The 20,460-nt window shown below is 71.5% G+C and carries 18 protein-coding genes; 8 read left to right on the top strand and 10 right to left on the bottom strand.

Features of this window, described 5'->3' with window-relative positions; translation table 11 throughout:
- Positions 1-43 precede the first annotated feature (43 nt).
- Entirely contained in the window at positions 44-2,569 is a 2,526-nt protein-coding gene (locus tag IG05_RS0114795; protein WP_030342738.1) for an ATP-dependent Clp protease ATP-binding subunit, read from the top strand.
- Between the two features lie 137 nt (positions 2,570-2,706).
- On the opposite strand, the gene IG05_RS0114800 is transcribed toward IG05_RS0114795, so the two are convergent.
- On the bottom strand, positions 2,707-3,312 hold the full coding sequence (locus IG05_RS0114800; RefSeq protein WP_030342740.1) for an HAD family acid phosphatase: 606 nt from the start codon (positions 3,310-3,312) through the stop codon (positions 2,707-2,709).
- A 456-nt stretch (positions 3,313-3,768) separates the two neighbouring features.
- Here IG05_RS0114800 and IG05_RS0114805 point away from each other — a divergent pair, with 456 nt between their 5' ends.
- A complete protein-coding gene (locus IG05_RS0114805) occupies positions 3,769-4,320 on the top strand; it encodes a M23 family metallopeptidase (RefSeq protein WP_030342742.1) in 552 nt (183 codons plus the stop codon).
- A 1-nt stretch (position 4,321) separates the two neighbouring features.
- On the opposite strand, the gene IG05_RS0114810 is transcribed toward IG05_RS0114805, so the two are convergent.
- Positions 4,322-4,921 carry a TetR/AcrR family transcriptional regulator gene (locus tag IG05_RS0114810; protein WP_030342744.1) on the bottom strand — a complete coding sequence of 200 codons (600 nt, stop codon included), beginning with the start codon at positions 4,919-4,921 and terminating at the stop codon, positions 4,322-4,324.
- A gap of 127 nt (positions 4,922-5,048) precedes the next feature.
- Between IG05_RS0114810 and IG05_RS0114815 the strand changes: the two genes are divergently transcribed.
- Complete coding sequence (locus IG05_RS0114815) at positions 5,049-6,620, top strand: MDR family MFS transporter (RefSeq protein WP_030342746.1); 1,572 nt, start codon at positions 5,049-5,051, stop codon at positions 6,618-6,620.
- A gap of 158 nt (positions 6,621-6,778) precedes the next feature.
- On the opposite strand, the gene cseC is transcribed toward IG05_RS0114815, so the two are convergent.
- From cseC to IG05_RS0114840, 5 genes are all read right to left on the bottom strand, one after another.
- Complete coding sequence (gene cseC, locus IG05_RS0114820) at positions 6,779-8,131, bottom strand: two-component system sensor histidine kinase CseC (RefSeq protein WP_030342748.1); 1,353 nt, start codon at positions 8,129-8,131, stop codon at positions 6,779-6,781.
- 13 nt (positions 8,132-8,144) lie between these two features.
- Complete coding sequence (gene cseB, locus IG05_RS0114825) at positions 8,145-8,846, bottom strand: two-component system response regulator CseB (RefSeq protein WP_030342750.1); 702 nt, start codon at positions 8,844-8,846, stop codon at positions 8,145-8,147.
- A 65-nt stretch (positions 8,847-8,911) separates the two neighbouring features.
- Positions 8,912-9,565, bottom strand: coding sequence for a hypothetical protein (locus tag IG05_RS0114830; RefSeq protein WP_030342752.1), 654 nt, complete (start codon positions 9,563-9,565; stop codon positions 8,912-8,914).
- On the bottom strand, positions 9,553-10,092 hold the full coding sequence (locus IG05_RS0114835) for a SigE family RNA polymerase sigma factor (protein WP_030342754.1): 540 nt from the start codon (positions 10,090-10,092) through the stop codon (positions 9,553-9,555). The genes IG05_RS0114830 and IG05_RS0114835 overlap by 13 nt, the downstream gene beginning before the upstream one ends.
- Positions 10,093-10,366: 274 nt before the next feature.
- Entirely contained in the window at positions 10,367-11,242 is an 876-nt protein-coding gene (locus tag IG05_RS0114840; RefSeq protein ID WP_030342756.1) for an A/G-specific adenine glycosylase, read from the bottom strand.
- Between the two features lie 181 nt (positions 11,243-11,423).
- Between IG05_RS0114840 and IG05_RS0114845 the strand changes: the two genes are divergently transcribed.
- On the top strand, positions 11,424-12,236 hold the full coding sequence (locus tag IG05_RS0114845; protein WP_199808316.1) for a hypothetical protein: 813 nt from the start codon (positions 11,424-11,426) through the stop codon (positions 12,234-12,236).
- Positions 12,237-12,377: 141 nt separating this feature from the next.
- Here the strand turns inward: IG05_RS0114845 and disA are convergent, their stop codons facing one another.
- Entirely contained in the window at positions 12,378-13,502 is a 1,125-nt protein-coding gene (disA, locus tag IG05_RS0114850; RefSeq protein WP_030342759.1) for a DNA integrity scanning diadenylate cyclase DisA, read from the bottom strand.
- 80 nt (positions 13,503-13,582) lie between these two features.
- The gene (radA, locus tag IG05_RS0114855) at positions 13,583-14,992 is read right to left on the bottom strand and encodes a DNA repair protein RadA (protein ID WP_030342761.1); all 1,410 of its coding nucleotides are present in this window, start codon (positions 14,990-14,992) and stop codon (positions 13,583-13,585) included.
- A gap of 218 nt (positions 14,993-15,210) precedes the next feature.
- Here radA and IG05_RS0114860 point away from each other — a divergent pair, with 218 nt between their 5' ends.
- Positions 15,211-16,926: a BACON domain-containing protein gene (locus IG05_RS0114860; RefSeq protein ID WP_037813745.1), complete on the top strand. Its 1,716-nt coding sequence runs from the start codon at positions 15,211-15,213 to the stop codon at positions 16,924-16,926.
- A gap of 64 nt (positions 16,927-16,990) precedes the next feature.
- On the opposite strand, the gene IG05_RS0114865 is transcribed toward IG05_RS0114860, so the two are convergent.
- The gene (locus tag IG05_RS0114865; protein ID WP_030342766.1) at positions 16,991-17,839 is read right to left on the bottom strand and encodes a hypothetical protein; all 849 of its coding nucleotides are present in this window, start codon (positions 17,837-17,839) and stop codon (positions 16,991-16,993) included.
- Between the two features lie 72 nt (positions 17,840-17,911).
- On the opposite strand from IG05_RS0114865, the gene IG05_RS0114870 reads away from it, so the two are divergent.
- The 3 genes from IG05_RS0114870 (at position 17,912) to IG05_RS0114880 (ending at position 20,449) form a co-directional block, all read left to right on the top strand.
- A complete protein-coding gene (locus IG05_RS0114870) occupies positions 17,912-18,844 on the top strand; it encodes a Ppx/GppA phosphatase family protein (RefSeq protein ID WP_030342767.1) in 933 nt (310 codons plus the stop codon).
- A gap of 151 nt (positions 18,845-18,995) precedes the next feature.
- On the top strand, positions 18,996-19,817 hold the full coding sequence (locus IG05_RS0114875) for a sugar phosphate isomerase/epimerase family protein (protein WP_030342768.1): 822 nt from the start codon (positions 18,996-18,998) through the stop codon (positions 19,815-19,817).
- The gene (locus IG05_RS0114880; protein WP_030342771.1) at positions 19,814-20,449 is read left to right on the top strand and encodes a TetR/AcrR family transcriptional regulator; all 636 of its coding nucleotides are present in this window, start codon (positions 19,814-19,816) and stop codon (positions 20,447-20,449) included. The genes IG05_RS0114875 and IG05_RS0114880 overlap by 4 nt, the downstream gene beginning before the upstream one ends.
- Positions 20,450-20,460: the final 11 nt, after the last annotated feature.

The raw sequence follows: 20,460 nt of genomic DNA on the forward strand, positions 1-20,460 counted from the left end.
GAAGTTCCCCCCACTGCCTGACCGCTCTGAGGAGCGATTAACGATGTTCGAGAGGTTCACCGACCGCGCGCGGCGGGTTGTCGTCCTGGCTCAGGAAGAAGCCCGGATGCTCAACCACAACTACATCGGCACCGAGCACATCCTCCTGGGTCTCATCCACGAGGGCGAAGGTGTCGCCGCTAAGGCCCTGGAGAGCCTCGGCATTTCGCTTGAGGCGGTCCGCCAGCAGGTGGAGGAGATCATCGGCCAGGGCCAGCAGGCCCCGTCCGGCCACATCCCCTTCACCCCCCGTGCCAAGAAGGTCCTGGAGCTGTCGCTCCGCGAGGCCCTTCAGCTGGGCCACAACTACATCGGCACGGAGCACATCCTGCTCGGCCTGATCCGCGAGGGCGAGGGCGTCGCCGCCCAGGTCCTGGTCAAGCTGGGTGCAGACCTCAACCGAGTGCGGCAGCAGGTCATCCAGCTGCTCTCCGGTTACCAGGGCAAGGAGACCGCCGCCGCGGGCGGCCCGGCCGAGGGCACGCCTTCGACCTCCCTCGTCCTGGACCAGTTCGGCCGGAACCTCACCCAGGCCGCTCGTGAGTCCAAGCTCGACCCGGTGATCGGGCGCGAGAAGGAGATCGAGCGGGTCATGCAGGTGCTGTCCCGCCGCACCAAGAACAACCCGGTCCTGATCGGTGAGCCCGGCGTCGGCAAGACCGCCGTCGTCGAGGGCCTGGCCCAGGCCATCGTCAAGGGCGAGGTGCCCGAGACCCTCAAGGACAAGCACCTCTACACCCTGGACCTCGGCGCCCTGGTCGCCGGCTCCCGCTACCGCGGTGACTTCGAGGAGCGCCTGAAGAAGGTGCTCAAGGAGATCCGCACCCGCGGCGACATCATCCTGTTCATCGACGAGCTGCACACGCTGGTCGGTGCGGGTGCCGCCGAGGGCGCCATCGACGCCGCTTCCATCCTGAAGCCGATGCTGGCCCGCGGTGAGCTGCAGACCATCGGTGCGACCACGCTGGACGAGTACCGCAAGCACCTGGAGAAGGACGCGGCCCTGGAGCGCCGCTTCCAGCCCATCCAGGTCGCCGAGCCGTCCCTGCCGCACACGATCGAGATCCTCAAGGGTCTCCGTGACCGGTACGAGGCCCACCACCGCGTCTCCATCACGGACGAGGCCCTGGTCCAGGCGGCCACCCTGGCCGACCGGTACATCTCCGACCGCTTCCTGCCGGACAAGGCGATCGACCTGATCGACGAGGCCGGTTCCCGGATGCGCATCCGCCGGATGACCGCTCCGCCGGACCTGCGCGAGTTCGACGAGAAGATCGCCGCCGTCCGCCGGGACAAGGAGTCCGCGATCGACTCGCAGGACTTCGAGAAGGCCGCCTCCCTGCGCGACAAGGAGAAGCAGCTCCTGGCCGCCAAGGCCAAGCGGGAGAAGGAGTGGAAGGCCGGCGACATGGACGTCGTCGCCGAGGTCGACGGCGAGCTGATCGCCGAGGTCCTCGCCACGGCCACCGGCATCCCGGTCTTCAAGCTGACCGAGGAGGAGTCCAGCCGCCTGCTCCGCATGGAGGAGGAGCTGCACAAGCGGGTCATCGGCCAGAACGACGCCGTCAAGGCGCTGTCGAAGGCGATCCGCCGTACGCGTGCCGGTCTGAAGGACCCCAAGCGTCCGGGTGGTTCGTTCATCTTCGCCGGCCCGTCCGGTGTCGGTAAGACCGAGCTGTCCAAGGCGCTCGCCGAGTTCCTCTTCGGTGACGAGGACGCGCTGATCTCCCTCGACATGTCGGAGTTCAGCGAGAAGCACACGGTGTCGCGTCTCTTCGGTTCGCCCCCCGGATACGTGGGCTACGAGGAGGGCGGCCAGCTGACCGAGAAGGTGCGCCGCAAGCCGTTCTCCGTCGTCCTCTTCGACGAGGTCGAGAAGGCCCACCCGGATATCTTCAACTCGCTGCTGCAGATCCTGGAGGACGGTCGCCTGACCGACTCCCAGGGCCGGGTCGTGGACTTCAAGAACACGGTCATCATCATGACGACCAACCTCGGCACCCGGGACATCTCCAAGGGCTTCAACCTGGGCTTCGCGGCCTCGGGTGACACGAAGACCAACTACGAGCGCATGAAGAACAAGGTGTCGGACGAGCTCAAGCAGCACTTCCGCCCCGAGTTCCTCAACCGCGTCGACGACGTGGTCGTCTTCCCGCAGCTGACGCAGGCCGACATCCTGCGGATCGTCGACCTGATGATCGGCAAGGTGGACGAGCGCCTGAAGGACCGGGACATGGGCATCGAGCTCTCCCAGTCCGCCAAGGAGCTGCTGGCCAAGAAGGGTTACGACCCGGTGCTGGGCGCGCGTCCGCTGCGTCGCACGATCCAGCGTGAGATCGAGGACTCGCTGTCGGAGAAGATCCTCTTCGGCGAGCTGCGCCCCGGTCACATCGTGGTCGTGGACACCGAGGGCGAGGGTGACACCCAGACCTTCACCTTCCGGGGCGAGGAGAAGTCGGCCCTCCCGGACGTCCCGCCGATCGAGCAGGCCGCGGGCGGGGCCGGTCCCAACCTGAGCAAGGACGCGTAAGCATCCTGCGGAGCGGCCGAGCATGAGGGGCCGGTGCCTTCGGGCACCGGCCCCTCCGGCGTTCCCGGCGCCGTTCCGTGCGATGGAGCTGTCTCCGCTCCGGGCGATGGAGCTGCCTGTGCCGGGCGCGCCCGGTCCTACGACAACTGTCCGTCGTAGTCGGGCAGTTTGAAGGTCTTCTCGGCGTGCCCGCCGGACAGGTCGGTGGCGCTGTTGCCGATGTTGGCGATGATCGTGTAGCCGTCGTTCTCGATGTCGGCGCGCTGGGCGGTCTTGTAGGCGGCGACGTCCTTGAAGAGGTCGAACAGGCCGCGGACGCGGAGGCCGGAGACGTCGTAGCCGTCGTGTTCGAGGTTGTACTCGGTGGGCCAGTACAGGACGCCGGGCCTGGCGGTGACGAAGAAGAGCGAGACGCCGTGCTCCTGGGCGTACCGGGCGACGTCCAGGACGGGCTTGTTGGCCGGCTGGGGGTAGCTGAAGCCGAAGTCCGTCTCCAGCGTGGTGTTGTCGATGTCGAGGACGATCGCCTGCTTCTCGCCGGGCCGGGCGGCGGCGATGCGGTCCTTCAGGTACGGCAGGGCCTGGTCCATGACGGTCCGGCAGTCCTTCTGCCAGGTGGCGTAGTCGACCTTCGCGGAGGAGGTGCTCGTGGTAGCCGCCTCGGCCGGGGCGGCCGTCGCGGCCAGGGCGGCCACGGAGACGGCGGTCACGGAGATGCGGCGCGCCCAGGGGCGTCTGGTCATCGGTGGGAGGTCCTCTCGCGTCTCTGAATGTCAGGGGCATGATCTGAGGCGAGGGTGGCGCGAGGGGAACCGTAGGGTTACCGGAGGGTAGGTGCCTAGAGGTCTGCGTCACATTTCCGCGATCCTCGGTATGCGGCGCCGGTGATAAGGGGCACAGGCGAAATGTCCGGTACTAGCCGGGATAGTGGGATACACCGTGCGCGCAAAAGCGGATAAAAAGGGACTTTTGCCTAGCAATTCCATCTGGAAGAACCCGTTGTCAGGGGCCGGTTGACCGGGCGGCGGGGCTGTCAAGAAAGTGTTTCGTTTTACGGGCATCTACGACCCGCTGCCGTAGATGGGGCGTTTTGGGATGGATGGGGTGTTCGGTTACCAAGGATTGGTCGCTCGGCCGGATGTCTTCCCGGACGTCCGTACGCCGGGTGGCCGACCCGTTCCCCAGCCCATGAGGTCCAGATGTTCCAGCGCTTCACGTCCCGCTCTTCCCGCCCGTCCTCGCTCCGCGCCCGTGTGACCGTTCTGGCTGCCGGAATCGGCGCCACGGCCGTGCTGGGTGGCGGGGTCGCGAGCGCGGCCACCGCGTCCGCCGGCTCCTGGGTCGACCCGGTGAAGAGCTACACGCTCTCCGCGAGCTTCGCGCAGGCCGGCAGCCACTGGGCCGCCAAGCACAGCGGCCAGGACTTCGCCGTGCCGACCGGTACCGACGTCGTCGCCGCGCACGGCGGCACCGTCGTCAAGGCCGGCCCCAACGGCGCCGGTGACGGCCCCGCGTACGGCAACGCCGTCGTCATCCAGCACGGCAACGGCACCTTCTCGCAGTACGCGCACCTGTCCCGGGTCGACGTCCGGCCCGGCCAGATCGTGAAGACCGGCCAGCACATCGCCCTGTCCGGCTCCACCGGCAACTCCACCGGCCCGCACCTGCACTTCGAGATCCGTACGACCCCGAACTACGGCTCCGCCGTCGACCCGGTCGCGTTCCTGCGCGCCCAGGGTGTGAAGGTCTGACCTACTCAGTCCCGCGGGCGTGCTCGTGCGCCTGCGCGACCAGGTCCAGGGCGACCTCCAGAACGGCCTCGCGCTTCTTCCGGGGGTCGCCTTCGATGTCCTGCATCACGAACATCCCGGCGTGCAGCGTGAACATCGCGCTGACCGAGCGGACCTGGTCGACCAGCTGGGCCTCCGGGTCGATGAGGATGTCCCGCAGGCCGCGCATCCGGTCCTTGAAGGTGTCGCCGATGCGCAGTTCCCGTACCGTCGCCTGGTTCTCCTGCATGAAGCGGAACAGCGGCTCCGCGCCCTGGAGCGCCTCGCTGTAGCGGCGGATGATCTCCTGCTTGGTCTCCAGTGTGTGCGGCTGTCCCCGGCCCCACTCGATCAGTTCCAGGATGGGCTTCGTCAGGTCCTCGAAGAGGCTGACGATGATCTCTTCCTTCGTCTTGAAGTGGTAATACAGAGCCGCCTTCGTGACGTCGAGCCGCTCGGCGATCTCGCGCAGGGAGGTCTTCTCGTAGCCTTGCTCCGCGAAGAGTGCGAGCGCCACGTCCTGGATGCGCTGGCGGGTGTTGCCGCGGCGCTGCTGTTTGGTGCCGTCCATGGTGAGGCCCATCCTCGTACTCCTCGCGCTCCGGCGGAAACTTACTTGACGCCCGGCTAGTAGCGCGTCTACCTTCCCAGTGTAGTGAGAACTAGCCGGGCGGCAAGTAAGTACTGCCGCAGGGGGAAACGGGAAGACGATGGCGGACACAGTCGAAACCACCGCAGAGGGCAAACAGCCCAGGAGTGTGCGAGTAGTGCTGCTCGCACTCATGATCGCGATGATGCTCGCGATGCTCGACAACATGATCGTGGGTACCGCGATGCCCACGATCGTGGGCGAACTGGGCGGCCTGGAGCACCTCTCCTGGGTCGTCACCGGTTACACCCTGGCCACCGCGGCCTCCACCCCGATCTGGGGCAAGCTCGGTGACATGTACGGGCGCAAGGGCGCCTTCCTCAGCTCGATCGTGATCTTCCTCGTCGGCTCCGCGCTGAGCGGCATGGCCCAGGACATGGGCCAGCTGATCGGGTTCCGGGCCGTGCAGGGCCTGGGTGCCGGCGGTCTGATGGTCGGCGTCATGGCGATCATCGGCGACCTGATCCCCCCGCGTGAGCGGGGCAAGTACCAGGGCATGATGGCCGGCGTCATGGCGCTGGCGATGATCGGCGGCCCGCTGGTCGGCGGCACCATCACCGACAACTGGGGCTGGCGCTGGGCCTTCTACATCAACCTGCCGCTGGGCGCGGTCGCCCTCGCCCTGGTCACCGCCGTGCTGCACCTGCCGAGGAAGCGCTCCAAGGCCGGCATCGACTACCTGGGCGTCGTCCTGCTGACCGTCGGCATCACCTCTATCGTGCTGGTCACCACCTGGGGCGGCACCGAGTACGCCTGGACCTCCGCGCGGATCATGGAGCTGATCGGCATCGGCGTGGCCGCGCTGGTCGGGTTCGTGTTCTGGCAGACCAGGGCCGCCGAGCCCGTCCTGCCGCTGCACATCTTCAAGAGCCGCAACTTCACCCTGATGTCGGTCATCGGCTTCATCACCGGCTTCGTGATGTTCGGCGCCACCCTGTTCCTGCCGCTGTACCAGCAGGCCGTGCAGGGTGCCTCCGCGACCAACTCCGGTCTGCTGCTCCTGCCGATGCTCGGCGCGATGCTCGTGACCTCGATGGTCGCAGGCCGGGTCACCACCAACAGCGGCCGGTACAAGATCTTCCCGATCGCCGGCGGTGCTCTGATGATCGTCGGCATGTACCTGCTGTCGCTGATGGACACCGGTACGACCCGGCTGACCTCCGGCATCTACATGGCCGTCGTCGGCGCGGGCATGGGCTGCCTGATGCAGATCACCATGCTGGTCGCGCAGAACAGCGTGGAGATGAGGGACATGGGCGTGGCCTCCTCCTCGACCACCCTGTTCCGTACCCTCGGCTCCTCCTTCGGCGTGGCCATCATGGGCGCCCTGTTCAACCACCGGGTGCAGGACGTCATGGCCGAGCGGGCCGGCGCGCTGGGCAAGAACATCACCGAGAAGTCGGCGCAGCTGGACGCCAAGAGCCTGCAGAAGCTGCCGGCGGCGGCGCGCGAGGCCTACCAGCACGCGGTGTCCTCGGGCACGCACTCGGCGTTCCTGCTCGGTGCCGGGATCGCGCTGGTGGTGCTGATCGCGGCGCTGTTCGTCAAGGAGGTGCCGCTCAAGGGCGCCGGCCCGCAGGCTCCCGCGGAGGGCGCCGACCCGGCGCCGCAGGCCGTGATCGAAGCCGTCTGAGCATCCCTAAGTCCGAAGGCCCCGGTGCGTGTCCGCCACCGGGGCCTTCGGCCGTTCCCACCCGCTCCCGGGACCGCCGGGTCCGCGCCGGCCGGCGCCGGTTCGAGTGCGAGGTCAGACCCCCGTGGCACCGTCGGCCGGCTGCCGCAGGCCCTCGGTCAGGCGCTGCCCGACGTCGGCAGCACCGGGTAGCTGCCCGTGTTGGTGGGGGCGTGCTCCGGCAGCCACAGGACGGCCACCGCGCCCTCCGCGGGGACACCGGGGGGCGCGCCCACGGGGCGTACGTTGCGGAACGTCAGGCGGGCGCCCAGCACCCGGGCCTGGCCCGCCGCGATGGTCAGCCCGAGCCCGTGGCCCTGCCCGGCGCGGTCCTTGCTGCCGGTGCGGAACCGGCTCGGCCCCTCGGCGAGCAGCTCCTCCGGGAAGCCGGGACCGTGGTCGCGGACCCGGATGACCCGGCCCTCCACGGTCACCTCCACGGGCGGCCGGCCGTGCCGGGCCGCGTTGGCGAGCAGGTTGAACAGCACCCGCTCCAGCCGCCGCGGGTCGGTGGTGACCTCCGACTCGTGCACCACCCGCACGGTGACGTCCGGGCCCTTGGCCGCGACCCGGCGCGCCACGAACTCGCCGAGCATGATGTCCTGCAGCTCCGCCCGCTCCGAGGCGCCGTCCAGCCGGGCCACCTCAAGGACGTCCTCGACCAGGGTGCGCATGGCCTTGGCCCGGTCCAGGACCAGTTCCGTGGGCCGGCCCGGCGGCAGCAGTTCCGCGGCCGTCAGCAGGCCCGTCACCGGGGTGCGCAGCTCGTGCGCGATGTCCGCGGTGACCCGCCGCTCGGCCTCCAGGCGCTGGCGCAGCGCGTCCGCCATGGCGTCCACCGCGCGCGCCAGTTCGTCGGTCTCGTCCCGGACGACCCCGCCGATGGCCTCCTGCACCCGGATGTCGGTCTCGCCGTTGGCGGCCTGGGTGGCCGCGTCCGCCGCCTTGCGCAGCCGGCGGGACAGCTGCCCGCCGATCAGCACGCCCAGCGCGCTGCCGCCGAGCACCACCGCGACCGAGCCGATGACCAGGGCCTGGTCCAGGTCCTGGAGCATGCCGGAACTGCGGTCCGGCAGATGGCTGTGCAGGGACAGCACATGCCCGTCCTGCAACGGGACGGCCGCCCAGATGTCCGCCGCGCCGCCGTGCTCGGAGACATCGCTGGCCCGGCGGCCCCGCTCGACCTTCTCGCGCAGCGTGGCCGGCAGCTCCGGGTCGTCGACCTTGATGTAGGGGAAGACCCGCCCCCGGTTCAGCTCGTAGTTGCGCTGGGCCATCAGGACCCGGTCGTTGGCCAGCTCGCGCGCGTTGTCCAGCATGGAGACCCGGGCCGCGTTGTGCACGACCAGGCTCAGCACGATCGCCACCAGGCCGGCCACCAGCGCGATCGCCGCGCTGACCTTCCATCTGAGTCCGGTGCGCAGGCCCGCGCGCTCCATACGCCGGACCGGGTGCCGCAGAATCCCCCGCATGCCGCCGCTCCGCTCAGGCCTTCAGCTTGTAGCCGAAGCCGCGGACCGTCTCGATCCGGTCCTGGCCGATCTTCTGCCGCAACCGCTGCACATGCACGTCCACGACCCGGGTGTCCCCGCCCCAGCCGTAGTCCCACACGCGCTCCAGCAGCTTGTCACGGGAGAGCACGGTGCCCGGCGCGGAGGAGAACTCCAGCAGCAGCCGCATCTCGGTCGGCGTCAGCGCCACCGGCTGCCCGGCCCGGCGCACCTCCATGCCGTCGGTGTCGATCTCCAGCTCGCCGAAGGACAGCGTGCCGCCGCCGACCTCGGAGGCGGACTCGTCCTGCGCAACCCCGCCCGCGTGCCCGAAGCGGCGCAGCACCGCGCGGATGCGGGCGACCAGTACGGCTCCGTCGAAGGGCTTGGTCACATAGTCGTCGGCGCCCGCCTCCAGGCCGAGGACGACGTCGATGGAGTCGGCACGCGCCGACAGCATGATCACCGGCACGGTCGACTCGTCCCGGATCCGGCGGCACAGGCTGACGCCGTCCAGGCCCGGCACCATGACGTCCAGCAACGCGATGTCGGGGCGGTTCGCCCGGAAGGCCTCCAGGCCCGACAGGCCGTCGGGCATGGCGGTGACCGCGAAGCCGTCCCGCTCCAGCGCGAGCTGGGTGGCCTCGCGGATGACGTCGTCGTCCTCGACGAACAGGACGTGGGTCTGGTCTGCCATCCCGGTGCTCTCAGTCCTCGTGGTGTCGTGGGGTCGGGGTGTCCTACGGGGGCCCGTGCGGCCGGTCAGTTGTCCGGTGCGGGCGTCGGGCCCCCGCCGGCCGCCTTGCTGTACTCGGTGCGGGCGGACTTCCCCGGGGCGAACCGTCCCGACGACCATCTGTACGGGGTCACGATCTCACCCGACGGGGTCGAGATCGGGTCGCCCTTCTCGTAGAACTGCCGGGTCACCGACAGGATGCCCTGGTCGATCTCGGCGTAGACCGGGGACTCCTCGCTCTTGAAGACGTTCTGGAACGAGCCGTCGTCGTCGCGGTACACATAGGAGCCGATGCCGACCGCGTCGGCGCAGGTCAGTACGTTGACGACGACGTCGTCCACCGGCCCGTCGGTCAGATTGCCGTAGGAGACGTCGACCGGGTACTCGTCACCGTTGCACGGCTTCAGCTCCCGCTTGACCACGCCCGACACCTCCGGGTCGCCCTTGATCAGCGCCACCGGATCCACCCGCTGGTAACGCTCCGCCGGGCCGGGGGAGGGGGAGGCGGCGGCCCCGGTCATCGCCGAGGCGTGTGCCGGGCCCTCGTCCCGGGCGCCCGTGCCCCCGCTGCCGCACGCGGCGACGAAAAGGGCGAGGGCGGCGAGCGCGGCCCCCACCGCGATCACCGCCTGTGTACTGCCTCGGACCCCTTCGGGTCCGGTGCCGGTCAGGCCGCGCAACGCTCCCGCTCCTCACGCTCCAGCGCGCGTGCGTCCAGATCGCGGGCCTCCAGCTCCTCGCGGAGCCGGGCGAGCGCCCGGTGCAGCGTGCTCTTGACCGTTCCGGCCGACATGCCGAGGGCAGCGGCCGTCTCCTCCGTGGACATCTGCTCCCAGTGTCGCAGCACCACGACGCTGCGCTGCTTCGGTGCGAGCACCTTCATGACATCCATCAGCAGGGCCCGGTCGGCGTGCTGTTCGGTGGAGTCCTCCACGGAGGCGTCCGGCAGCTGCTCGGTGGGCACCTCCTCCAGCTTGCGCGCCCGCCACCACTCGGTCCGGGTGTTGATCATGACCCGGCGCAGGTAGGCGTCGGCGAGCCGCTTGTCGGCGATGCCGTCCCAGCGGCCGTACGTCCGTACCAGCGCGGTCTGCAGCAGGTCCTGGGCGTCGACCGGGTCCGGAACGAGCCGGCGTGCGCTGCGCAGCAGCGCGTCCTGCCGGGTGCGGACGTACTCCTCGAATTCGAGCACCTCGCCCTGGGCCATGTTCAACCGCCTCCGTTCCCCGTTGTGCTTCCGGCTGTCGCCCGAAGTCCTGCTGTCTCCGTGCCCGGTGGTCCGCCGGGCACGGAGAAGAAGCTACGGAGTGGTTGTCACGGGGCTGTGCGGACCAGCCTGCGGCTGGCAATCGGCTATCCGTCGGTTGTGTAACGGAAGTACGAACGGGGTAAAGGAGGCAGCTTGAATGTCCCTTTATGAGGCGCTTTGTCGGCTCGGGGGCTCCGTAACAGACGCCTCGGCGCTGTGACCTGTCTGTGCGTCAGCCGTGCGGCAGCCGGTACAGGCCGCCGGGCAGCGGCTCCACCAGACCGTCCGAGACCAGCCCGTCGAGCGCCCGGGCCCGCTGCACCGGCTCGTGCCACACCCGGTCCAGTACCGCCTGTGGCACCGGCGCGTGCGCCTCCCGCAGCACGGCCAGCAGCTTGCCGCGCACCTGCCGGTCCGTGCCGGCGTACGTCTGCCCGCGGCGCGGCGGCCCCGTGTGCTCCGGCTTGCCCGCGAGCCGCCAGGCGCACTGCGCGGCGATCGGGCACCGCCCGCACCCCTCGTTCTTCGCCGTGCACACCAGCGCGCCCAGCTCCATGGAGGCGGCGGCCCACCGCGCGGCGGTCCGCTCGTCCGCGGGCAGCAGCTCCCGCGCCAGGTGCCGCTCGGCCGCGGTGGTGGCGTTCGGCGGGTACTGCACCCCCGTCACCGCCCGCGCCAGGACCCGGCGGACATTGGTGTCCAGCACCGCGTGCCGCTGGCCGTACGCGAACGAGGCCACCGCGGCGGCCGTGTACTCGCCGATGCCGGGCAGGGCCAGCAACTGCGCGTGATCCGTCGGTACGTCCCCGCCGTGCCGCTCCGCTATGGCGACCGCGGCCCCGTGCAGGCGCAGTGCGCGGCGCGGGTAGCCGAGCCGGCCCCAGGCGCGCACCGCCTCGCCCGGTGCCTCCTTGGCGAGGTCGGCCGGGCGCGGCCAGCGGGCCAGCCACTCCTCGTAGACGGGCAGGACCCGGTTCACCGGGGTCTGCTGGAGCATGAACTCGCTGACCATCACACCCCAGGGGCCCGCCTCCGGGCGGCGCCAGGGGAGGTCGCGGGCGTGGGCGTCGAACCAGGCGATCACAGGGGCGTGCAGCTTCTCAGTCATGGCCTTTCCGATCCTGCCACGGGTTGGCGGGCGGAATGGGTGACCATACGGTCACCGAGCGTGGCGAAATGTGAAGAACCGTGTCGCCTGCGGCAGTTGCCGGAATGATGATCCGGAAAAGTTGATGGCGGCGCGGCGGGTGGCGCAAGCCAGCGCGACGATCTCTCGTACAGTTTGCGCCGTGGGATCTCTGCGCAATCCGGTCGGGCCGCTTCCCTCCTCCATCTACTGGCGTCGGAGGGTCGTACTGCTGTCCGTGGTCGCCCTGTTGGCGCTGGTGGTCACATTGGTCTTCGTCGCCGGCGGCGGGGGCGGCAAGAAGAACGCCGACGGGTCCGACGGCAAGAATCCCACCCACACCATCACGCCCGGACCGACCCAGTCCGGTCCCGCGATCAGCCAACACCCGGGCGGTCGCGAGGAGTCGGGCGGCGGCGACTCCAGCGGCGGCGGCTCCGGTTCCGCCTCCGGTAGTGCCGGCGGCTCGGACGGCTCGGCCGACGGGTCCTCGGGCTCCGGCGGCGGCTCGGGTACGGCCGCCGTGGGCGGTGACGTCGATACGGGCGACGCGCTCCCGGCGTCCTCCTCGCTGCCCGACTGCACCTCCGGCGCGGTCACGTTGGGCCTGCGCAGCGAGCACAACTCCTACTCGCCCGACCAGACGCCGACCTTCGAACTCACCGCGAAGAACGGCTCGTCGGCAGACTGCAAGGTCGATCTCGGCCCGAAGAGCGCGGTGTTGACGATCACGCCGGCGGACGGTGACGACGCGTTCTGGTCCTCGGCCGACTGCCCGCGGGGCGCGGGCAGCCTGGTGTTCCGGGTCCCGGCCGGCCAGAGCATCACCTACACCGTGAAGTGGGACCGCAAGCCGAGCGCGGCCCACTGCGCGACGCCCTCCGGGGGTTCGGCGAAGGCGGGCACGTACCTGCTGGAGGCCAGGACCCCGGGCTTCGCGAAGGCACAGGCCTCGTTCGTGCTGTCGGCCGACTGAGACCGGGGCGGCGCGGGCGCGTCGTCCCGGTGCCGGTACGCCGTGGCTGGTCGCGCAGGTCCCCGGCGCTCCCGGGGGCAGGCGAGCCGCGGCGTGCTGAAAGGGCGTCCGGCACCTGGCTCCCGGGCGCCCGGCCGCACCTCAGACGTAGCGCTCCAGGATCGAGGACTCGGCCAGCCGGGACAGCCCCTCCCGCACGCTCCGCGCCCGGGCCTCGCCGACCCCGTCCACGGCCTGCAGGTCGTCGACGCTCGCGGCGAGCAGCTTCTGCAGGCCCCCGAAGTGCTCCACCAGCCGGTCGATGATGGCACCCGGCAGGCGCGGCACCTTGGCCAGCAGCCGGAAGCCGCGCGGGGACACGGCCGAGTCGAGGGTCTCGGGGGACCCGGTGTAGCCCAGCGCCCGCGCCACCGTGCCGAGTTCGAGGAGCTCCGCGTGGGTCAGCGCGTCCAGCTCGGCCAGCGCCTCGTCGACCGTGCGGGACCGCTTGGCCGTGGGCTCCGGAACGTAGTCCCGGACGACCAGTTCGCGGTCGGGCTCGACGCCGGCGATCAACTCCTCCAGCTGGAGGGCGAGAAGCCGGCCGTCCGTGCCCAACTCGACCACGTACTCGGCGATCTCGGTGGCGATCCGGCGGACCATCTCCAGCCGCTGGGCGACCGCCGAGACGTCCCGGACCGTCACCAGGTCCTCGATCTCCAGCGCCGACAGCGTGCCGGCGACCTCGTCCAGCCGGAGCTTGTACCGCTCCAGGGTGGCCAGCGCCTGGTTCGCGCGGGAGAGGATCGCCGCCGAGTCCTCCAGGACGCGTCGCTGACCGTCCACGTACAGGGCGATCAGCCGCATCGACTGGGAGACCGAGACGACCGGGAAGCCGACCTGCTTCGAGACCCGGTCCGCCGTGCGGTGCCGCGTGCCCGTCTCCTCCGTGGGAATGGTCGCGTCCGGCACGAACTGCACGCCCGCCCGGAGGATCTTCGACAGGTCCGACGACAGCACGATGCCGCCGTCCAGCTTGCACAGCTCCCGCAGCCGGGTGGCGGTGAACTCCACGTCCAGCACGAAACCGCCCGTGCACATCACCTCGACCGTCTTGTCGGAACCGAGCACGATGAGCCCGCCGGTGTTGCCGCGCAGGACCCGCTCCAGGCCGTCGCGCAGGGCCGTACCAGGAGCCACGGCGCTCAGCGAGGCGCGCATCAGGCCATCGGAACCGGCACTCCCACCGGACTTTCCGGGAGCTGCTGCCCGGTCGTTGGCTGCCACTGCACTCCTCCGGTCGCAGGTTCAGACGCGCCCCCGTCCCCGCACTCGGTTCGTACGGACGGGCGAGACCAGGGCAAAGTCTACCGGCGCTCCTCCGCCTCCCGTGGGGCCTCTCGGCGACGGGCGCGCGGCAGGACCCGCAGCGCGTCCCCCATGTCGGCGACTTCCAGGACCTTCATGCCGGTCGGTACCTTCCCCGGATCGGTCGGTACGAGCGCGTGCGTGAAGCCCAGCCGGTGCGCCTCGGAGAGCCTGCGCTGCACGCCCGTGACCCGTCTGACCTCGCCCGCGAGTCCCACCTCGCCGATCGCCACCAGGTTCTTCGGCAGCGGGGTGTCGCTGGCGGCGGAGGCGAGCGCGAGCGCGATGGCGAGGTCGGCGGCCGGCTCCGACAGCTTCACGCCGCCGACCGTCGCCGAGTAGATGTCCCGCTTGCCGAGCGCGCTGATCCGGCCGCGCTGCTCCAGGACGGCCAGCATCATCGAGACGCGGGAGGTCTCCAGTCCGGACGTCGTACGGCGCGGGGAGGGGATCTGGGAGTCGACGGTCAGCGCCTGCACCTCGGCCACCAGCGGACGGCGGCCCTCCAGGGTGACGGTCAGGCACGTGCCCGGGACCGGTTCGGCGCGGCGGGTCAGGAACAGGCCGCTGGGATCGGCGAGGCCCGTGATGCCCTCGTCGTGCAGCTCGAAGCAGCCGACCTCGTCGGTCGCCCCGTAGCGGTTCTTCACGCCGCGCACCAGGCGCAGGCGCGCGTGCCGGTCGCCCTCGAAGTGCAGGACGACGTCCACCAGGTGCTCCAGCAGGCGGGGACCGGCGATCGCGCCGTCCTTGGTGACGTGGCCCACCAGGAGGGTGGACATGCCGCGCTCCTTCGAGGCCCGGATCAGGGCGCCCGCCACCTCCCTCACCTGGGCCATGCCGCCGGGCGCGCCCTCGATCTCCGGGGAGGCGACCGTCTGCACCGAGTCCAGGATCAGCAGGGACGGCTTCACCTCGTCCAGGTGGCCGAGGACCGCGGCCAGGTCGGTCTCGGCGGCCAGGTACAGGTGGTCGTCGAGGGCGCCGATGCGGTCGGCGCGCAGCCGCACCTGGCTCGCCGACTCCTCACCGGTCACGTAGAGGGTGCGGTGCTCGGCGCTCGCCGACTTGGCCGCCACGTCCAGCAGCAGGGTGGACTTGCCGACGCCCGGCTCGCCCGCGAGCAGGACGACCGCTCCCGGTACCAGGCCGCCGCCGAGCACCCGGTCCAGCTCGGGCACACCGGTCGTGCGGGCGGTGGCCTGCCGGCCGTCGACCTGGCCGATGGGCAGCGCGGAGGTCGAGACGCGGCCCGGAGCCGTCGTACGGACCGCGGGCGCGCCGTACTCCTCGACCGTGCCCCAGGCCTGGCACTCCGGGCAGCGGCCGAGCCACTTGGCCGTCTGCCAGCCGCACTCGGTGCAGCGGTAGGACGGGCGGTCCTTGGTGGTCTTGGTTCGGGCAGCCATGCGGAAACCGTAGCCCCCGGCACCGACAACGCGGCCGGAAGCCGGATGCGGGGGACCGGGGAGCACGGACGAGTGGTCCTCAATGCGCCATCGACCGCTGGCATCCGGCTGCGGAATAAAAGGTTCCTGTCCCCTTATGAGGGATCGTTTCACCCGTACGGATTAAAAGTGCTCAAGGTTCCAGAACGGGCACTCCGCCGCCGCCTACGGTCGCACGGGTGATGAGCAGCAGTCCGGAGACCACGACCCGCACGACCGGCGCCCACCGGGCGCACCGCGAGGCCCGTGAGACACGTGAAGCGCGGCGCGCGGAGCGAGAGGCACGCGACCGTGCCGCCGCGCGCACCGTCGCCCAGCGCACGCCGGCGCGCTACGAGCCGTACCTGGACGGCCTGTTCACCTACTGCCTGTCGGTCCTGTGCGACCACGACACGGCCACCGCCGCCCTCGGCGACGTCCTCGCCCTGGCCGAGCGGCGCGGCCACCGGGTGCCGGTGACCGCCGCCGACCGCCGGGCCTGGCTGTACGCGCTGGCCCGCTGGGCCTGCCTGCGCAAGCTCGCCGAGGCCAAGCAGAAACGTCAGGCCACGCACGCGGCGGGCCGCGGCGGCGCCGGGAAAGCGGACCAGGACCCGCCCGTCGCGCCGGACCTCCAGGAGGAGCGGCGCCGCGAACTCGCCCTGCTGGCCTGGCCGGAGGCCGCCGGCACGACGCCCGAGCAGCGCGAGGCCCTGGAGCTCGCCGTACGGCACCACCTCGCCGCCCACGAGGTCGCCGCCGTCCTCGGCATGGAGCCCGCCGCCGCGCGCGAGCTGCTCGCCTCCGCCGCCTGCGAGGTCGAACGCACCCGCGCGGCCCTGGCCGTGGTGCACACCGGCGGCTGTCCGAGCGTGGCCCACCTCACCGGGGACAGCCGGCTGGTCCTCAGCACGGCCCTGCGCCGCGAGCTGGTCCGGCACGTCGACGACTGCCCGCGCTGCCGGCGCACCGCCGAGCGCGCCGTTTCCGGCCACTGGCCCGGCGTCACGGTCACCCCCGCCGAGCTGCCCGTCCTGGCGGCCCCGCGCGCGGACCTGCAGATGGCGCTGGCCCGCCACCCGCGCGCGCGGGGCGCGGCCGTGCCCCGCTTCGACCGGCGCGGCTTCCCGATGGACCCCAAGGACCGCGCGGCCCGCCGCGACCGGCTGCGCGCGCGGGCCGTCACGACGACGGTCGTCGCCACGGTGGTCGCCGCGCCGGTGATCGCCCTGTGGGCCGCCTACCGGGGCGGGCCGGCCGGGGACGACGACGGCCGCTCCGCGACCGCGCGCGAGGCGCAGGGACCCGACGCGCTGGGCAGCGACACCGCCGGGGGCTACGAGAACGCGGGGAACGCCAGCGTCAGGCCGGGCGCCCGGATCGGCAAGGACGGCAAGGCGGACGTCTCGGTGGAGGTCGTCAGCGTCGACGGCAGGGGCGGGCAGGGGGCGGGGCAGCTGGCCGTCGGCGCCGCCGGCGACGGCGACACCACGCTGATCACCCTCACGGCGTCCGGGACGGCCGAGGTCCGCTGGTCGGCGTCCACATCGGCCGCCTGGCTCTACTTCAGCCAGTCCTCGGGAACCCTCCGGCCCGGGCAGACGTTGACGGTCAAGGTGTACGTCGACCATCTGCGCGAGCCGTCCGGCCACTGGCACGCCCGGGTGGCGGTGGCACCGGCGGGCGCGGTCGTCACGATCGACGGCTACGGCACGGCCCCCACCCGCCCCACGTCCCGGCCGACCGCCACGCCGCCCTCGGCCTCGCCCAGCACGCCCCCCACGGACCCTCCGGCGAGCCAGTCCCCGCCCCCCACGGATCCGACTCCGCCTCCGGTCACCCCGTCGCCCACGGACACCGAGCCCGCCACACCCACCCCGACGGCCACGGACACTCCGAGCCCGTCGGACACGTAGGCCCTGCGCCCGGGCCTCCGAGCGCTCCGGCCCCCGTCCCCGCCGAGTGCTGCCGGGACCGGTGCTACGGCGCTGGGTCGGCCGGGTGGGGAGCCAGGAGGGGGAGCTGGGATGCCAGGCGCTGTTCGCAGAGCTCGGCCAGGCGGTCGTAGCCGGCCTTGCCCATCAGTTCCGTCAGCTCGGCCCGGTAGGAGACGTACACCGGCTCACCCGCGCCGTGTGCCGACGTCGCCGAGGTGCACCACCAGTGCAGGTCGTGGCCGCCCGGCCCCCAGCCCCGGCGGTCGTACTCCCCGATGGACACCTGCAGCACGCGCGTGTCGTCCGGCCGGTCGATCCAGTCGTACGTCCGCCGGACCGGCAGCTGCCAGCACACGTCCGGCTTGGTCTCCAGTGGCTCCCGCCCCTCCTTCAGCGCCAGGATGTGCAGCGAGCAGCCCGCCCCGCCCGCGAACCCGGGCCGGTTCTGGAAGATACAGGACCCCTGGAAGGGCCGCGTCTGCCGGGAGCCCTCCTCGTCCTCGGAGACCCACCCGTTCCGCGTGCCCTCGGCATGGTGCTGCCAGATCTCCGGCGTGAGCCGGGCCACGTGTCCGGCGACCCGCTTCTCGTCGTCCTCGTCGGAGAAGTGCGCGCCCAGCGAGCAGCAGCCGTCGTCCGCGCGCCCCGCCTGGATGCCCTGGCAGCCACTGCCGAAGATGCAGTTCCAGCGAGAGGTCAGCCATGTCAGATCGCAGCGGAACACCTGCTCGTCGTCCGCCGGATCGGGAAACTCCACCCAGGCGCGGGCGAAGTCGAGCCCCTTCTCGTCGCTCATCCTCGCCTCCTTGGGGGCTTTGGCGGTCTTATGAGCTTTGCCCGCCTTGTCGGTTTTGACAGTTTTGTCGGGCTTTGCCTTTTTCGTCTTTGGCACTCGTCCAGGGTAAGTGGCCAAGCACCGCTCCGGGGACCGAGCGGGGACGTTCTGGCAGTAGCGTTTCCGTACATGAGACTCGGTGTCCTGGACGTGGGTTCGAACACGGTGCATCTGCTGGTGGTGGACGCCCACCCCGGCGCGTGCCCGCTGCCCGCGCATTCGCACAAGGTCGAACTTCGGCTCGCCCAGCTCCTCGACGACAGCGGTGCCATCGGCGACGAAGGCATCGACAAGCTGATCGCCGTCGTACAGGACGCGCTGCAGGCCGCCGAGGACAAGGGCGTCGAGGACCTGCTGCCGTTCGCGACCTCCGCCGTCCGCGAGGCCACCAACGCCGACGACGTCCTCGCGCGCGTAGCCGACGCGACCGGCGTACGGCTCCAGGTGCTCGCCGGCGAGGAGGAGGCCCGGCTCACCTTCCTCGCCGTCCGCCGCTGGTTCGGCTGGTCCGCCGGAAAACTGCTGGTCCTGGACATCGGCGGCGGCTCCCTGGAGATCGCCTACGGCATGGACGAGGAACCGGACGCGGCGGTCTCCCTGCCGCTCGGCGCCGGCCGCCTCACCGCCGGCTGGCTGCCCGGCGACCCGCCCGCCCCGGAGGACGTCCGCGCCCTGCGCCGGCACGTCCGCACGGAGATCGCCCGCACGGTCGGCGAGTTCAGCCGCATAGGCGCCCCCGACCACGTGGTCGCCACCTCCAAGACCTTCAAGCAGCTCGCCCGCATCGCCGGCGCCGCCCGCAGCACCGAGGGCCTCTACGTGCAGCGCGAACTCAAGCGCGAGTCCCTGGAGGCCTGGGTCCCGCGCCTGGCCGGCATGACGACCGAGCAGCGCGCCGAACTCCCCGGCGTCTCGGACGGCAGGGCCGCCCAGCTCCTCGCCGGCGCCCTGGTCGCCGAGGGCGCGATGGACCTCTTCGGCGTGGAGGAACTGGAGATCTGCCCCTGGGCCCTGAGGGAGGGCGTCATCCTCCGGCGCCTCGACCACATGGGTTCGGATTAGCGCCCCCGAAGGGCGCGGGTCCGTATCTCCTCGCGGCTCCGCCGCGGGGCGCGACAAGCCACGAACGACCCGCAGGCGCCCGAATGGCAAACCTCACAACGGCGAACAGGCACCCGACACCCCGGCCTCCCAGCGCCGTAAGGTGACGGACGTGGCTGAACCAAGGGACGTGGACGTGCGCATCGCGCTCTCGACCGCCTCCGTCTACCCCGAGTCGACGGCGACGGCCTTCGAGATCGCCGCGCGCCTCGGTTACGACGGCGTCGAGGTCATGGTCTGGACCGACCCGGTCAGCCAGGACATCGAGGCGCTGCGCCGCCTGTCGGACTACCACGGCGTCCCGGTCCTGGCCGTCCACGCCCCCTGCCTGCTGATCACCCAGCGGGTCTGGTCCACCGACCCCTGGGTGAAGCTCCAGCGGGCCCGGGCGGCGGCCGAGAAGCTGGGCGCCTCCACCGTCGTAGTGCACCCGCCGTTCCGCTGGCAGCGACAGTACGCCCGGGACTTCGTCGACGGGATCTGGCGGATGGCGGACGAGACGGACGTACGGTTCGCCGTCGAGAACATGTACCCCTGGCGCTACCGCGACCGCGAGATGCTCGCCTACGCCCCCGACTGGGACGTCACCCACGACGACTACCGGCACTTCACGATCGATCTCAGCCACACGGCGACGGCCCGCAGCGACGCCCTGGACATGGCCGACCGCATGGGGGACCGGCTCGGGCACGTCCACCTCGCCGACGGCCGGGGCTCGGCCAAGGACGAGCACCTGGTCCCCGGCCGCGGCACCCAGCCCTGCGCCGAGCTGCTGGAACGCCTGGTGCGCACCGGCTTCGACGGCCATGTCGTGATCGAGGTCAACACCCGGCGGGCGATGTCCGGCGCCGAGCGCGAGGCCGACCTCGCCGAGGCCCTGGAGTTCACGCGCAAGCACCTGACCGCGGCCGCCGTGCGGGTGTCCGGCCGGTGACCGCCACCCCGCCGCCGGACGCCACCCCGCCCGGGCCCCCCGCCCGCCGCCGTGGCCGACCCCCGCGCACCGAGTCCGCCGGCACCCGGGACCGTATCCTCGCCGCCGCCCGCGAGGAGTTCTCCGCACGCGGGTACGAGAAGACGTCCGTACGCGGCATCGCCAAGGCAGCCGGGGTGGACTCCGCGCTCGTCCACCACTACTTCGGCACCAAGGAACAGGTCTTCGAGGCGGCCATCGAGGTCGCCTTCGCGCCCGCGCTGAACGCGCCGGACGCGGCGGCCGAGGGCTCCCTGGACGGCGTCGGCGAAAGGCTGACCCGGTTCATCTTCGGCATCTGGGAGAACCCCACGACCCGTACCCCGCTGCTGGCGATCGTGCGCTCGGCCGTCAACAACGACACGGCCGCCGCCGTCTTCCGCCGTCTGGTCGCCGCCCAGCTGGTGCGCCGCATCGCCGCCCAGGTGGAGCTGCCGGACGCCGAGCTGCGCGCCGAGCTGGCGGCCGCCCAGCTCGTGGGGTGCGCCATGCTGCGGTACGTGATCAAAGTGGAGCCGCTGGCGTCGGCGGACCCGGAGCAGGTCATCGCCCGCCTCGCCCCCGTCGTACAGGGGCACCTGACGGCCCCGTGAAACGGTTGTCC

Origin of the sequence: Streptomyces sp. NRRL S-1022 (genome assembly GCF_000720135.1) — a bacterium.
Lineage (GTDB): Bacteria > Actinomycetota > Actinomycetes > Streptomycetales > Streptomycetaceae > Streptomyces.

Excerpts from the sequence above, each read along its gene's own strand:
- IG05_RS0114795 (WP_030342738.1), top strand. The coding sequence starts at position 44 with ATGTTCGAGAGGTTCACCGACCGCGCGCGGCGGGTTGTCGTCCTGGCT.
- radA (WP_030342761.1), bottom strand. The coding sequence starts at position 14,992 with ATGGCTGCCCGAACCAAGACCACCAAGGACCGCCCGTCCTACCGCTGC.
- IG05_RS0114870 (WP_030342767.1), top strand. The coding sequence starts at position 17,912 with ATGAGACTCGGTGTCCTGGACGTGGGTTCGAACACGGTGCATCTGCTG.
- cseC (WP_030342748.1), bottom strand. The coding sequence starts at position 8,131 with ATGCGGGGGATTCTGCGGCACCCGGTCCGGCGTATGGAGCGCGCGGGC.
- IG05_RS0114810 (WP_030342744.1), bottom strand. The coding sequence starts at position 4,921 with ATGGGCCTCACCATGGACGGCACCAAACAGCAGCGCCGCGGCAACACC.
- IG05_RS0114800 (WP_030342740.1), bottom strand. The coding sequence starts at position 3,312 with ATGACCAGACGCCCCTGGGCGCGCCGCATCTCCGTGACCGCCGTCTCC.
- IG05_RS0114805 (WP_030342742.1), top strand. The coding sequence starts at position 3,769 with ATGTTCCAGCGCTTCACGTCCCGCTCTTCCCGCCCGTCCTCGCTCCGC.
- cseB (WP_030342750.1), bottom strand. The coding sequence starts at position 8,846 with ATGGCAGACCAGACCCACGTCCTGTTCGTCGAGGACGACGACGTCATC.
- IG05_RS0114840 (WP_030342756.1), bottom strand. The coding sequence starts at position 11,242 with ATGACTGAGAAGCTGCACGCCCCTGTGATCGCCTGGTTCGACGCCCAC.
- IG05_RS0114835 (WP_030342754.1), bottom strand. The coding sequence starts at position 10,092 with ATGGCCCAGGGCGAGGTGCTCGAATTCGAGGAGTACGTCCGCACCCGG.
- IG05_RS0114815 (WP_030342746.1), top strand. The coding sequence starts at position 5,049 with ATGGCGGACACAGTCGAAACCACCGCAGAGGGCAAACAGCCCAGGAGT.